At 61.6% G+C, this 13,101-nt stretch carries 12 protein-coding genes; 5 read left to right on the top strand and 7 right to left on the bottom strand.

Annotated features, from left to right (window positions below; genetic code table 11):
- Window positions 1–47 precede the first annotated feature (47 nt).
- Complete coding sequence (locus ACTZWY_RS02580) at window positions 48–980, bottom strand: 2-hydroxyacid dehydrogenase (RefSeq protein WP_444789115.1); 933 nt, start codon at window positions 978–980, stop codon at window positions 48–50.
- Window positions 981–1,379: 399 nt separating this feature from the next.
- On the opposite strand from ACTZWY_RS02580, the gene ACTZWY_RS02575 reads away from it, so the two are divergent.
- Window positions 1,380–2,849: an ATP-binding protein gene (locus ACTZWY_RS02575; protein WP_444789114.1), complete on the top strand. Its 1,470-nt coding sequence runs from the start codon at window positions 1,380–1,382 to the stop codon at window positions 2,847–2,849.
- Window positions 2,850–2,865: 16 nt separating this feature from the next.
- Here the strand turns inward: ACTZWY_RS02575 and ACTZWY_RS02570 are convergent, their stop codons facing one another.
- The 4 genes from ACTZWY_RS02570 to ACTZWY_RS02555 all read right to left on the bottom strand — a co-directional run bounded on the left by ACTZWY_RS02570 (window position 2,866) and on the right by ACTZWY_RS02555 (window position 6,346).
- Window positions 2,866–4,158, bottom strand: a complete 1,293-nt coding sequence (locus ACTZWY_RS02570) for a TRAP transporter large permease (RefSeq protein ID WP_444789113.1) — start codon at window positions 4,156–4,158, stop codon at window positions 2,866–2,868.
- Window positions 4,145–4,672, bottom strand: a complete 528-nt coding sequence (locus tag ACTZWY_RS02565; protein WP_444789112.1) for a TRAP transporter small permease — start codon at window positions 4,670–4,672, stop codon at window positions 4,145–4,147. Before ACTZWY_RS02565 ends, ACTZWY_RS02570 begins: the two co-directional genes overlap by 14 nt.
- Before the next feature lie 70 nt (window positions 4,673–4,742).
- The gene (locus ACTZWY_RS02560) at window positions 4,743–5,768 is read right to left on the bottom strand and encodes a TRAP transporter substrate-binding protein (RefSeq protein ID WP_444789111.1); all 1,026 of its coding nucleotides are present in this window, start codon (window positions 5,766–5,768) and stop codon (window positions 4,743–4,745) included.
- Window positions 5,769–5,851: 83 nt separating this feature from the next.
- The gene (locus ACTZWY_RS02555; protein ID WP_444789110.1) at window positions 5,852–6,346 is read right to left on the bottom strand and encodes a MarR family winged helix-turn-helix transcriptional regulator; all 495 of its coding nucleotides are present in this window, start codon (window positions 6,344–6,346) and stop codon (window positions 5,852–5,854) included.
- Between the two features lie 96 nt (window positions 6,347–6,442).
- Here ACTZWY_RS02555 and ACTZWY_RS02550 point away from each other — a divergent pair, with 96 nt between their 5' ends.
- From ACTZWY_RS02550 to ACTZWY_RS02535, 4 genes are all read left to right on the top strand, one after another.
- A complete protein-coding gene (locus ACTZWY_RS02550; protein ID WP_444789109.1) occupies window positions 6,443–8,176 on the top strand; it encodes an AMP-binding protein in 1,734 nt (577 codons plus the stop codon).
- The gene (locus ACTZWY_RS02545) at window positions 8,173–8,985 is read left to right on the top strand and encodes an enoyl-CoA hydratase/isomerase family protein (RefSeq protein WP_444789108.1); all 813 of its coding nucleotides are present in this window, start codon (window positions 8,173–8,175) and stop codon (window positions 8,983–8,985) included. Before ACTZWY_RS02550 ends, ACTZWY_RS02545 begins: the two co-directional genes overlap by 4 nt.
- Window positions 8,975–9,895 (top strand): SDR family NAD(P)-dependent oxidoreductase, encoded by a 921-nt coding sequence (locus ACTZWY_RS02540; RefSeq protein ID WP_444789107.1) that lies wholly within the window; start codon window positions 8,975–8,977, stop codon window positions 9,893–9,895. The genes ACTZWY_RS02545 and ACTZWY_RS02540 overlap by 11 nt, the downstream gene beginning before the upstream one ends.
- A 207-nt stretch (window positions 9,896–10,102) precedes the next feature.
- Entirely contained in the window at window positions 10,103–11,110 is a 1,008-nt protein-coding gene (locus ACTZWY_RS02535) for an LLM class flavin-dependent oxidoreductase (protein ID WP_444789106.1), read from the top strand.
- Window positions 11,111–11,277: 167 nt separating this feature from the next.
- Here ACTZWY_RS02535 and ACTZWY_RS02530 read toward each other — a convergent pair whose 3' ends face one another.
- Window positions 11,278–12,180 (bottom strand): EamA family transporter, encoded by a 903-nt coding sequence (locus ACTZWY_RS02530; protein ID WP_444789105.1) that lies wholly within the window; start codon window positions 12,178–12,180, stop codon window positions 11,278–11,280.
- A 191-nt stretch (window positions 12,181–12,371) separates the two neighbouring features.
- Window positions 12,372–13,076, bottom strand: coding sequence for a GntR family transcriptional regulator (locus ACTZWY_RS02525; protein ID WP_444789104.1), 705 nt, complete (start codon window positions 13,074–13,076; stop codon window positions 12,372–12,374).
- Window positions 13,077–13,101: the final 25 nt, after the last annotated feature.

Below are 13,101 nucleotides of genomic sequence, written 5' to 3'. Positions count from 1 at the left end.
CATGTTCGAGAAGCTCAAAACCGGTTCCCACTTTTGAGCAACATGCACTAATACCCCCGCGCCGCGTCCGCGACATCCTTGCAGGTGCCGCTTTGGGCGAATTCAAGCAGGTTGGCGGCAATGATCCGCCCGCCCGTCGCCGCATCAATCTGCGAAGCCACATGCGGGGTCACAGTAATGGCCGGATGGGTCCAGAACGGATGATCCTGCGGCAAGGGTTCTTGATGAAAGACATCCAGCGTGGCCTGTTTGATATGCCCGCGGTCCAGCGCGGCCAGCAGATCATCATCCACCAGATGCGGCCCGCGCGCGCAATTGATCACGCACGCCCCCTGCGGCAGGCGTTCAAACAGGGCCGCGTCCATGATGCCGCGCGTGGCGTCCGTCAGCGGCAGCAGGTTGACCAGAATTTCGCACCCGTCCAGAAACCGTGCAAACCCGTCCGGCCCGGAATGGCAGTCCACCCCTTCAATGACCTTGGGCGATCTGGCCCAGCCACGGGTTGCAAACCCCAGCCCGGCCAGTGTTTGCGCCGCCGCCATCCCAAGATTTCCCAACCCCATGACGCCTATTGTGCGGTGCGGCGCCACTGGCACCACAATGGCATGCCAGTCGCGTTCGGACTGCGCGCGCAACTGGCGCGGCATGTCACGGTGATGGCGCAAAACATGCAAGGCCACATATTCCCGCATTCGTTGCGTCAGGTCCGATCCCACAGTGCGGATAATGGGCACCTGCGCGGGCAATCCCGTGTCGGCCAGCACATGGTCAATGCCCGCCCCGATTGACACAATCGCCCGCAAATTGGGAAAGCGTGCCAGATCACCACTGCGCGGACGCCACACAACGGCATAGTCAATGCTGCCCGGATCGACCACATCCTCAAGGGACGCCACATCCCAACCGGGCAAAAGCCCTGACAGCATGTCGACCCACCATTGAATTTTATCTGCTGCGGGCAGGTAAACGGCGACTTTCATGGAAGCTCCTTCTTTTGGTGTTCGGCAGATGATGACATTGCGAAACCTTCATGCACACGGCCCAAGGGATGGGGTTCGATACACACCCTATGGCACCGGACAGGCAGGGTAAATTGCCTTTGCAACGCTATTGGCCTTCGGCGACACTATTATGGGCCGCAGCGCAGCACCCCGCCTGCGTTGGACCTGCGCCCGTCGCCCCGCAAGCTTAATTCGGCATTAATAGGTATGAATGTATCTAAATGCAGCGCCATTATGCGCATGAAGTGGTTGATAAACGCCCCGGATTAGGCGAAATTGCTTAAGGACGTGCGTTTTTCCGGGACGCTACTTGTTTTAGCGGCCTTTTTGTCCAAAACCGCATATGTGGAGTGTGACTGTGCCGGGGGACAGTGTGCCATGCGCGCCTTTAGAAGACTTCGCAAGCGCTTGTTCCTGTTGTTCGAGGATTTTCTGCAGCATGCAGAACGCAGCAATCCTTGGCGGTTTAACCTTGGCCTGATCCTTGCGATCATTTTTGCAAGTACGCTGCTTATGGCGGTGTTATGGCAGGTGTTTTCAATCATTGTGCCCGCAGCCACGAAGCCGGGTGTGTTTGGCGCAGCAGTATCGGCGGCGGCCATTGTTGCCGCTGCGGTGGCCACGCCTGCAGTGCTGTTCGGGTATTCGCTTGTTGAACGGATACTGGCCGTCAAATCCGAATTGCGCCGCGCCTTGATGGCTGCGGATGTGGCCAACCGCGCCAAGACCGAATTTCTGGCGAATATGAGCCATGAAATCCGCACCCCGCTGAATGGCGTGCTGGGAATGGCGCAAGTGCTGGAATCCACCGACCTGACGGCAGAACAGCGCGAAGCCCTGCGCATGATCGGGGAGTCGGGCGAGTTGCTGATGGGCATCATCGCGGATGTTCTGGACCTGTCAAAAATTGAAGTTGGCGAAATCTCACTTGATCCGACGCGCCAGCCGCTGGTGAAACTGTCGCGCGATACGGTGCAGCTGTTTGGGGGGCGCGCCGCCGAAGCGGGGCTTGATCTGGTCTTTTTGGTGGACGAAGGCGTGCCCGAGCATGCCATTTTCGATTCTGTCAGGGTCCGGCAGTGTCTGGCCAATCTGGTATCGAACGCCATCAAATTCACGCCCGCCGGGCGCGTTACAGTTTCGCTGTCGGCAGTAGCGGCGGGGCCCGGCTGGACCATCGCCCTTAGCGTGGAGGATACGGGGCTGGGCATCGCCCCCGAGGTGCAACAGCGCCTGTTCAAACCCTTTGAACAGGCAGACGCCACCATCGCGCGCACCTATGGCGGCACGGGGTTGGGGCTGGCCATTTCACGCAAGCTGGCGCAATTGATGGGGGGCGACATCACGCTGACCTCCTGCCCGGGCAAGGGGTCCAGATTTGTGCTGACCTTCACTGCGCAGGCCGCCCCCCCCACCACCGACGAACAGGGGCCGACCGAAGCGGGGCCTGTCCATGACCTGTTGAAGGATCGCACCATTCTGGTGATTGATGACAGCCGCATCAACCGGCGTGTGGTTCTTGGCATGCTGCGCCCGCTGGGCCTGACCTGTCTGGAAGCCGAAAATGGCCGCGAGGGGCTGGACATCCTGTCCCGCGAAACGGTCGACCTTGTTTTTCTGGACATGCAAATGCCGGTTCTGAATGGCCCCGAAACACTGCAGGCGCTGCGCAACCTGCCCGGTCGGGTGGCACAGGTGCCCGTCATCGCCCTGACCGCCAATGTCATGGACGGGCGCAAAGCCGATTACATGGAGCGCGGCTATCAAGGGTTTTTGGGAAAACCACTGCGCAAGACCGATCTTCTGGACGAACTGCAGGCGGCCACCGGCTGGCGGATCACGCCATAAATCCCCGCGGCGCCCGCTACATTGTATTGGGCAAAAACAGCACCAGCGCCGGGAACAGGATCAGCAGGATCAGCCGGATCACGTCAGTCACGACAAAAGGGAATACACCGCGGAATATGGTTGTCAGCCGCACCCCTTTGGCCAGCGTATTGATGACAAAAACATTGATCCCCATGGGCGGGGTAATCATGCCCAGCTCTGCAACCATCACAATGATGACGCCAAACCATATCGGATCAAACCCCAGATGCATGACCACCGGAAACACGATGGGCACCAACAAAAGGATCATGGCCATCGTGTCCAGAATGCACCCCGCGATGACAAACGCAATCAGGATCAGCGCCAGCGTGCCATGCGCGGACATGTCCAGACTGACAAGCCACGCTGTCAGCTTTTGCGGCGATCGTGTGATGGCCAGAAAATAGCCAAACAGCACTGCCCCGATCAGCACTGTGAAAATGGACACTGAAATGCGCAGGGTTTCCACCAATGACCGCACAATCTTGTCGGTGTTCAACTGCCCGCGCGCAACCCCGATGGCCAGTGTAGCGATGGCGCCCAGGGCCGATGCCTCGGTGGGGGTGGCGACACCCAGATAGATGGCCCCGATCACGGCGGCAAACAACAGCAGGACCGCCCAGACCCCGGCAAGCGACGCCACCGCTTCGCGCAGCACAAAGGGCTGTCCATCCGGCAGGCCCCGCCCATAGGCAATGCGAATGGTCAGCATATACAGCACAATCGCCATCAGTCCGGGAATGATGCCCGCGATAAACAACTGGCTGACATCAGTTTCGGTAATGAACGCATAAATCACCATCACCACCGACGGCGGAATCATAATGCCCAGCGTGCCGCCTGCCGCAATCACACCGGTGGCCATATCCTCGCGGTAGCCATAGCGGCGCATTTCGGGCAGGGCCACGCGCGTCATGGTGGCTGCCGTGGCCACCGAACTGCCCGATATGGCGGCAAACCCACCACAGGCCACCACTGTGGACATGGCAACGCCGCCGCGCAACGGGCCAAACCACGCGCTGGCGGCGCGGAACACTTCGCGGCTTAGGCCGGAATTGGTGGCAAGTGCCCCCATCAGGATGAAAAACACCACAAGGCTCAGGTGAAAATCCGTCAGCACGCGAATGGGCGATGTGGCCAGCAGGTTCAACGCGGGCGTCCAGCCGCGAATGGCGGCAAACCCGCCCACGCCCACCAATGCCAGCGCCACGCCCACAGGAACGCGCAGCAACAGCATGGCAAACAGCGCGGCAAACCCGCTGATGGCAATAATATCAGCGTAGGCCACGGGTCACCTCTTTGAAGTCGATATCTTCGGACGAGTCCACCTGTTCATGGCCAGTGATGATGCGCACCAGTTTGATGGAAATTGTCACCACACTGGCGGCGATTCCCGCCCAGATCAGGCCCAGAAACGGCCAGATGGGGATGCGCAAGTCAAAGGTGGTTTCCCCCGACAGGCGCGCACTGTCCACCCGCCCCAGCATTTTCCACGCCACAAGAATGGCAAAACACAGCAAAAACGCCCAGGCCAGCGCATCAATCGCCTGACGAATTCGGGGGCTGACAGTCTGGGCGACAATGTCCACCTGCACATGGCCGCCGCGCAACCCGATCACCGCAAACCCCCATGCCAGACACGCCCCCAGCAGCAGGCGCGAAAAATCGAAACTGTCAGGCACCGGCAGGGCGAACACATACCGCCCCAGCGTGGACGCCACGACCAGCAACGTCACAGCCCCCAGAAGGACCGCCGCAACAAGTTCCACAGCGCGCATGTATAGATGAAGCAGACGCATCATTCCGGCACCAACAGTGTTATCAGCAAAGAAGCTGGCGCGCGCCGGTATCACAGGCGCGCGCAATCATGGCTTATTCGTAAGCCGCGCCCACGGCCTGCAGGCGTGCTGTCAGATCCTCCAGCGCGGCCTGTGGGTCAGCAAGACCGGCTGCCGTCGCCGCTTGCGCCCATTCTTCGCGCAACTGGTCTGACAATGCCTGCCACTGTGCCATCTGCCCCTCATCAGGGGTGTAGAAGACATGCCCGTCCTGACCGACAAGGCGCGCACGGCCTGACGACTCCTGTTCCGCCCAAGCCGCGTTGATCCGTTCGGACCATTCCGGCGTGCAATGCGCATCAATCACGTCGCGGTTTTCGGGCGACAGGCTGTCATAGACGCCCTGGTTCATGGCGTAAACAAATGTCACCGAATACAGCGGCAGGTCCAGATGGTGGGTCACAATATCGGCCACGTTGAACACCGACAGGCTGTGCCATGGCGACACAGTCGCATCTGCGCCGCCTGATGACAGGATCGCGCGCATTTCAGGGACCGGCACCTGCACCGGGCTTGCGCCCATCAGGCTGATCATGCGCGCAATTGTGCCCTGAGGGGGGCGAATATTCATGCCCGCATAATCCCCCGGTTCTGCAAGGGGCCCGCGTGTGGCGTGGAACGTGCCCGGATCATGCAGGTTGACCAGACAGACATGCACATCCGGCATTTCCTGCGCGGCGTGCTGCATATACCATTCATGCAAGGCGCGGTTGGCAGTGGTGCCATTGGACACAAGGAACGGCAACTCGCCCGCGGCAATAATCGGGAAACGCCCCGCCTGATAGCCCGGATTGACAAAAGCGATATCGACAATGCCATCGCGCGCAAGGTCGTAATGGTCCGGCGCAGACCCAAGCTGTTGGGCGGGATACAGATCAACCTGAATACGCCCGTCCGATGCGGCCGCGATCGATTCCGCCCATTCGGTCATGCCGTCAGTGTGCACTTCATGCACCGGCGGCAACCAATGCGACAGCGCCAGGGTGACTTCTTGCGCTGTCACGGCGCTGCCCATGGCCAGACCAAGCGCAGCCCCTGTTGTCAATAATTTTGCAGTCATGCTGTATCCTCCCTGATGGTGCATGAATTGGTCAGCGGCGCGGCATGTTGCATACCCGCCGGTCATATGTCGGGCCGAACGGGTTACAGCCGCTTCAGATTGGCAATAACGCGGTCCAGCGCACTTAGAAGGGCCGTCACCTCATCCTCGGAGAAGCCTGCAAGGGTCTGGTCTTCCACCGCCTGCGCCTTGCGGGTCAGTTCTGCGGTCACATCCTCGCCGTGTTTGGTTGCCCATACGGCATTGCTGCGCCGGTCCCCTTCGACCGGGCGGCGTTCCACAATTCCGTTGGCTTCCAGCCGGTCCAGAATGGGAACAAGGCTGGAGCGCTGCAAACCCACAGCTTCCGCAACGCGGTGCTGCGGCTGGCCGGGATTTGCGCAGATAATGGACAAAAGCCCCAGATAGCGCGCCGCGCCGCCATGGTCAGGCGTGCAGGCTTCAAAGGATTTGTAGGCCAGAATTTGCGCCATGCGCAGACGAAAGTTGATGCTGCTGGCCAGTTCCGGCTGCAGGTCAAGCGCATCATCTGACGCGTCATCCCCATCAGGTTGAACCAAAACAGATTTTGCCAGCATTGTTCTGCACCATATTGATTGATGTCGAACTATTCGATAACATCACATATATCTTTTGTCCAGCCGTTCTTTCGGCGCAAGCTGGAGCATCGTAGAATGACCCTGACCCCCGCCATCCCGACCCCCGACCCCGCCATATGGCCCGCGACGACCGACGGCCCTGCCCTGCTGGATATCACGCTGGGCGACATGCTGGACCGGCAGGCGGCGCAGTTCGGGCCACGCCCGGCCCTGTGCGTGGAGGATGCGACACAGGCGCAGACCACCCATTGGACCTATGCGCAGCTGCGTGACCATGCCGACCGCGCCGCGCGCGGGCTGATGGCGCTGGGGGTGCAGGCGGGGGACCGTGTGGCGCTGATGGCCCCGAATTGTGCGCAATGGGTCATGCTGGAATACGCGCTGGCGAAGGTGGGCGCGGTGCTGGTGACGGTAAACCCCGCGCTGAAGCGCGATGAGCTGGCCTATGTGCTGGCGCAGGGCCGTGTCAGCGCGCTGATCTTCGCGCCGCAGTTTCGCGGCGGGGATATTGGCGCAGATCTGCTGGCGCTGATGCCTGATCTGGCCAATGTCACAGACGGGCACCGCACCGCGCAGGCGGAATTTCCGGTGCTGCGCAATCTGGTGTGCCTTGGCCATGGCGGCGGCGGTTTTGCGCGCCCCTTCGCGGATATGCTGAATTTGGGCGACACAGTGCCCGACAGCGCACGCCAGACCCGTCAGGCCGCAGTTCAGGCCCGCGATGTGGCGCAAATTCAATATACCAGCGGCACCACCGGCAAACCCAAGGGCGCCATGCTGACGCATTATTCCACCCTGAACAATGCCCGCCTGATGGCAGATCGCGGCGGATATACCCATGATGACGTCATGCTGTCGGCCATGCCGCTGTTTCATACGGCGGGGTGCGTGTGCAATGTGATGGCCATGCTGGCCTGTGGCGGGTGTCTGGTCACAATGGATGCGTTCGACCCTGCGCGCATGCTGGCGCTGTGGCAACGCCACCGCCCCAGCTTGTTGAACGCCGTGCCCACCATGATGACGCGCATGTTGGAACACCCTGACGCCGCCCGCACCGACCTGCGCACGCTGCGCCGCGTCATTTCCGGCGGCACCAGCATTCCCCCCAGCCTGATGCACCGCATGCGCGACCAGACGGGCGGCGAGCCGCTGATCATCATGGGCATGACCGAATGCAGCCCCGTCATTACCCAGACATGGCCGGATGACGCCCTTGAAACGCGCCTGCAAACGGCTGGAACCCCCCTGCCGCACACGGAAATTCGCATCCTCGATCCCGACACAGGGGAAGTTGTGCCCTTCGGAACAGCGGGCGAATTGTGCATTCGCGGGTATCTGACCATGGCGGGCTATTTCGACATGCCCGACAAGACCGCCGAAACCATTGACACTGACGGCTGGCTGCATAGCGGCGATCTGGCGGTGCTGGAGGGCAGCGGCCATTTGCGCATTGTCGGGCGGCTGAAGGACATGATCATTCGCGGGGGTGAAAACGTGTATCCCGTGGAAATAGAAACCTGCCTGCTGGATCACCCGATGGTCAGTCAGGCGCAGGTCGTGGGTGTCCCCGACCCCGAACTGGGCGAGGAGATCTTCGCCTTTGTCGTGGGCATACAGGGCAGCACGGCCACGCAAACCGACCTGCAGGCGTTTTGCAAAAGCCGCATGGCCCGCCACAAGATGCCGAAATATATTTCCCTTGTGGACCAGATGCCCATGACGGCAAATGGCAAAATCCAGAAATTCGCCCTGCGCGACATGGCGGCGGCGGCCATTGCAGATGGCACAATACAGGCGGTGCGCAGATGACACATTCCCCCTTGCTGACACGACGCGATGGCGCGGTGCTGGTCCTGACCCTGAACCGCCCCGAAGCGCGCAACGCCCTTAGCCCCGAACTGATCTGCCGTCTGGCCGACACGCTGGCCGACGCCGCCGAAGACCCCGCCATCCGCTGCCTTATTCTGACAGGGGCCGGGGAACAGGCGTTTTGCTCGGGTGGTGATCTGGCGCTGTCCTTGCCGCTGCTGTCGGGCGCGCGCGCGCCCCAAACCGACTGGGACCACCGTTTGCTGAATGAAGACGGGCTGGATGCGCGCATTGCCTTTCGCGGGTTTGAGATGAACAAACCCGTGATTGCCGCCATCAATGGCCCCTGCATGGCGGGGGGGATGGAAATGTTGCTGGGCACCGATATTCGGCTGGCCGTTCCCCATGCGCGTTTTGCCCTGCCCGAAGCGGCGCGCGGGGTCATTCCCTTTGCGGGCGCGCTGGTGCGCCTGCCGCGCCAGATCCCCTATGCGCTGGCCATGGAAATGTTGCTGACCGGCGCGGCCATCGACGCCGAAACCGCGCTGCAGGCGGGGCTTGTCAGCCGGATTGTCCCCAGTGACGACCTGATGCCCGCAGCGATGGAAATTGCCCAGCGCATTGCCGAAAACGCGCCCATTGCGGTGCGGGAAATCAAGCGCACTGTCACCGCCGCCAGCGGGCTGACGTTAAATGACGGCTTCGATCTGGAAGACCGCGCCAAGGATGTTGTCATGGCCACGGATGACGCGCGCGAAGGGCCGCGCGCCTTCATCGAAAAACGCAAGGCGGTGTATCATGGGCGGTAAATCCGACAACTGCAGGCTGGATGGCAAAGTGGTTGTCGTGACTGGCGCAGGGCAAGGCATTGGCCGCGCCACAGCACTGGCACTTGCGCAGGCGGGTGCGGCGGTTGTGGTCAATGACATGGACAAGGACGCTGCCCACGCGGTTGCCCACAGCATACGCGCGGACGGCGGGCAAGCGGTCGCGGTGATGGCCGCCATCGGCACCGACGGGGCGGCAGAAACCTGTGTCAGCGCGGCGGCAGACCATTTCGGGCGGCTGGACGGGCTGTTTGCCAATGCCGGTGTGCTGCGCGACAGTGTTTTATGGAAGACCGAAGATGACGCTTTCGATCTGGTCATTGCCACCCATCTGCGCGGCACATTCCAATGCGCGCGCGCCGCAGTGCGGCAGTTTCGCGCGCAGGGGGGGGGCGGCAGTCTGATCTATGCCGCGTCACCGGCAGGGCAGTCGGGCAATTTCGGTCAAGGGGCCTATGCAGCGGCCAAGGCCGGCATTGTCGGCATGATGCGCAGTCACGCGCTGGAACTGGCGCGCGACAAGGTGACAGTCAACGCCATTATCCCCACAGCATTAACCCGCATGACCGCCACCATTCCCGCCCTTGCCCCCCATGTCGCGGCATTGGAGCGCGGCGAACCGCTGCCCGACAACCTGCGCGCCAGACACGGGATTGGCACAGCGCAGGATATTGCACCGCTGGTTGTTTTTCTGGCCTCGGACAGGGCGCGGGGTATAACGGGGCAGTGCATCGGCATTGGCGGGGACCGCCTGTCCCTGTGGACCCACCCTGCGGAACTACGGATTGCCACGCAATCGGGGGGCTGGACGACTGAGGCCCTGACCGCGCAATGGCCTGATTTCAGCGATGGGGCAATCCAGCCGCTGGGCGTTCCGCTGGCGTTTGACTGACACGCGACGGCATCCTTGGGGGGGGGCGGGGGATACAAACCCTTGGCTGCGCGCGGCATGGTGGCAGGCGGGACGATCAGCGTATCGGCCCGGGCGTGATGGGGTGCCCCATGGGACCATGGCGGGGCAAATCATCGCGCGGGATTTGCACCTATGCCCTTGGCGCGCCGCTGCAGGATGCTTACCTGCCCTGCAACGGAGGCTGCGATGCAACATTATTCACTTCTTGACCTGTCCCCCATCCCGGAAGGGAAAACCACCGCAGACGCCCTTGGCGCGACGGCCGATCTGGCGCGCGCTGCCGAAGCCTTCGGGTATCATCGCTACTGGCTGGCCGAACATCATAACATGCCCGGCATTGCCAGTGCTGCAACGGCTGTGGTGATTGGCCATGTCGCGGCGGCCACACACACCATACGCGTAGGCGCTGGCGGGATCATGCTGCCCAACCACGCGCCGCTTGTTATTGCCGAACAGTTTGGCACACTTGCCACGCTGCATCCGGGGCGGATTGATCTGGGGCTGGGGCGCGCGCCCGGCACCGATATGGCCACCGCGCGGGCCTTGCGCCGCCATTTGGCCGCGCAAGACAGCTTCCCCGAAGATGTGCAGGAACTTATCCATTATTTCAGCGACAGGTCCGAATCCGACGCCGTGCGCGCCATCCCCGGAACGGGCACGCATGTTCCTGTCTGGGTGCTGGGGTCCAGCCTGTATGGGGCGCAACTGGCCGCTTATCTGGGACTGCCCTATGCCTTTGCGTCGCATTTTGCGCCCGCGATGCTGGAACAGGCGCTGTCGGTCTATCGCAGCAGCTTTCAGCCGTCAGCGCAGTTGAAACGCCCCTATGTTATGATGACCGCCAATGTCTGCGCCGCCGACACACTGGCCGAGGCAAGGTTTCTGCGCAGCTCTCAGGTGCTTGCCTTCGCGCGCCTTCGGACCGGAGCACCCGGAAAATTGCCCCGCCCGACGCATGATCTGGACACGGAAATTCCCGCGCCGGTCATGGCGCAAGTCACACATGCCTTGTCGTGTTCCGCCACAGGCACCGCCCATGACGTGCAAAAACAACTGCGCAGCATCATAACCACCTTCTTGCCCGATGAATTGATGGTGACCGGAATGATACACGACCACGCAGCGCGCGTGCGATCATTCGAAATTGCCGCACAAGTGCTGACTGACCTGCGCCAGCCAACCAAAGCGGCCTAGCGCGTGTCGCGGTCATTCGCAGTCACGCGACCCACTTTAACCTTATGGTATCGCATGTCTTTTTGTGCAAAATCAGGTCCCACTTTTGCGCGACATACTCTCAACATGTGACGCCCCCACAGGCCTGGTGCTTGTGGTGTTAAACCACAAAACACGGCCGCGCCCCGTCAACGGAACGCCACGACCGCGACCACAGACAGGGTTATCAGCGCGATCCCCATGCCTTCGCGCAGTGTGATCCTTTCGCCGAAGAACAACACTGCGGCGAACAAGGAAAAGATCACCTCGACCTGACCAACGGCGAACACAAGGGCTGCGTTTTGCAATGTGAAGGCCGTGAACCAGCACAGGCTACCGGCCATGCCGGTCAGGCCCATCCAGACCGCTGTGCGCCGTGCCGCAATAACCCGCCCGACCTGACCGGGTTCGCGCCACATAAGCCAGAAAGACAGGCCCACCGCCTGCAACAAGGTGACCACGCACAACGCCAGCGCCGCGCGCAACACCGGATCAGCGCTGGCGATTTCCAGTGTCGCCCCGCGATACCCGATGGCCGAAATAGCAAAGAACGCCCCGGACGCCAGCCCCAGCAATGTTGCCCGACTGCCAAGCCGCCGCCACCAAGCCCCGCCCAGACCGGGCGTGTCTGACAGCAGCAGCACCCCCACAAACCCCAGCACGATGGCCCCTGTTCCAAGCAGGGTTATACGGTCCCCCAGAATGACAAACCCCACAATCGCCGTTTGCACCACTTCGGTCTTCTTGAAGGTAATCCCGACCGCGAAATTACGCGCCGCAAACAGCGCCACCACGCACCATGTCGCCAGTATCTGCGCAAGCCCCCCGATGACAGCATATATCCAGAACATCGGCGCATGCCCCGGCACCCCTGCCCCGCTGCCATTCAGATACCCAAACGCAAGCACAACGATAAATGGCGCGGAATAGAAAAACCGCGCAAGCGTTGCCCCGCCCGCGCTAAGCGCCCCCATGCTCAGGTGTTTTTGCAGCATGAAGCGCAGCGTCTGAAACGCGGCAGCGGCGATTGACAGGGTGATCCATGGCTCCATGCTGGGTATCCGGCTGGTGTGACGGGGTGTTTCGGCGCAGCGACATGCTGCGCTGGTCTTGGCGTAGCCCCCCCTGGCCACTGGCAGGACGGCAACACATCGCGCGCATGCAGTCCGCTGTCCTGCGCCCCGCGCGCGCGCAAGCTGTTGTTTCTGCGGGTCTGGAAACCCGCGACCTTGGGGCAGACAGGTCACATACCTATGGCGGTTGCACCGGATTGGGGTTTCTTGCGTTCCTCAATCATTTGCCACTGGCGCGCCAAGCGGCGACCAGAGCGGTAGACATGCTCGGTTTCAAGCGCTTCGGCGCGGCCCGCCTGCCGGTTGATGATGGCATCCAGAATTTCAATATGTTCTTCATGCGCGCCGCGCATGTATTGCGCATCATACCATTGAAACCGGATCAGGCCGAAAAACGGTATTTCATCCGTGCGCCGGATCATCTGCACCAGATATTCATTCTGCGCCGCATCCCGCAACACTTCGTGAAATTCATGGTTCAGCTTTTCCCAAGAGGCGCGCACCGCGTCGCTCCAGGATTGCATACTGACAAGCGCCGCGGTTTCATCGATGATGCGATGTGCCGTGCCGCGGGCATGATCGGACAGGCCGTTCATAGCCGCCTGACGCGCCACCAGTCCTTCGAGATTGGCGCGCACAGCGTAGACATTCTGGATATCGCCGGACCCGAAGCTGCGCACCCGGTAGCCGCTATTGGGGGTGTATTCCAACAACCCTTCTACAGCCAGCACAGAAAGCGCGCCGCGCACAGGGGTTCGGGACACCCCCAACCGCGCGGCCAGTTCACTTTCGTTCATGCGGCTGCCGGGGCTGTAATCACCGCTGGCAATACCTTCCCGAATTGAACGCGTCACTTCCAGACCGCGTGTGGCCATGTAATCCTGCCCTATCTTCTGCCTC

Origin of the sequence: Roseinatronobacter sp. NSM (genome assembly GCF_052379845.1) — a bacterium.
Taxonomy (GTDB): domain Bacteria; phylum Pseudomonadota; class Alphaproteobacteria; order Rhodobacterales; family Rhodobacteraceae; genus Roseinatronobacter.
The sequence above is the reverse complement of the archived record's forward strand: the minus strand, read 5'-3'. Positions and strand labels throughout refer to the sequence as shown.

Excerpts from the sequence above, each read along its gene's own strand:
- ACTZWY_RS02540 (WP_444789107.1), top strand. The coding sequence starts at position 8,975 with ATGGGCGGTAAATCCGACAACTGCAGGCTGGATGGCAAAGTGGTTGTC.
- ACTZWY_RS02580 (WP_444789115.1), bottom strand. The coding sequence starts at position 980 with ATGAAAGTCGCCGTTTACCTGCCCGCAGCAGATAAAATTCAATGGTGG.
- ACTZWY_RS02550 (WP_444789109.1), top strand. The coding sequence starts at position 6,443 with ATGACCCTGACCCCCGCCATCCCGACCCCCGACCCCGCCATATGGCCC.
- ACTZWY_RS02565 (WP_444789112.1), bottom strand. The coding sequence starts at position 4,672 with ATGATGCGTCTGCTTCATCTATACATGCGCGCTGTGGAACTTGTTGCG.
- ACTZWY_RS02575 (WP_444789114.1), top strand. The coding sequence starts at position 1,380 with ATGCGCGCCTTTAGAAGACTTCGCAAGCGCTTGTTCCTGTTGTTCGAG.
- ACTZWY_RS02555 (WP_444789110.1), bottom strand. The coding sequence starts at position 6,346 with ATGCTGGCAAAATCTGTTTTGGTTCAACCTGATGGGGATGACGCGTCA.
- ACTZWY_RS02545 (WP_444789108.1), top strand. The coding sequence starts at position 8,173 with ATGACACATTCCCCCTTGCTGACACGACGCGATGGCGCGGTGCTGGTC.
- ACTZWY_RS02535 (WP_444789106.1), top strand. The coding sequence starts at position 10,103 with ATGCAACATTATTCACTTCTTGACCTGTCCCCCATCCCGGAAGGGAAA.
- ACTZWY_RS02525 (WP_444789104.1), bottom strand. The coding sequence starts at position 13,076 with ATGGCCACACGCGGTCTGGAAGTGACGCGTTCAATTCGGGAAGGTATT.
- ACTZWY_RS02560 (WP_444789111.1), bottom strand. The coding sequence starts at position 5,768 with ATGACTGCAAAATTATTGACAACAGGGGCTGCGCTTGGTCTGGCCATG.
- ACTZWY_RS02530 (WP_444789105.1), bottom strand. The coding sequence starts at position 12,180 with ATGGAGCCATGGATCACCCTGTCAATCGCCGCTGCCGCGTTTCAGACG.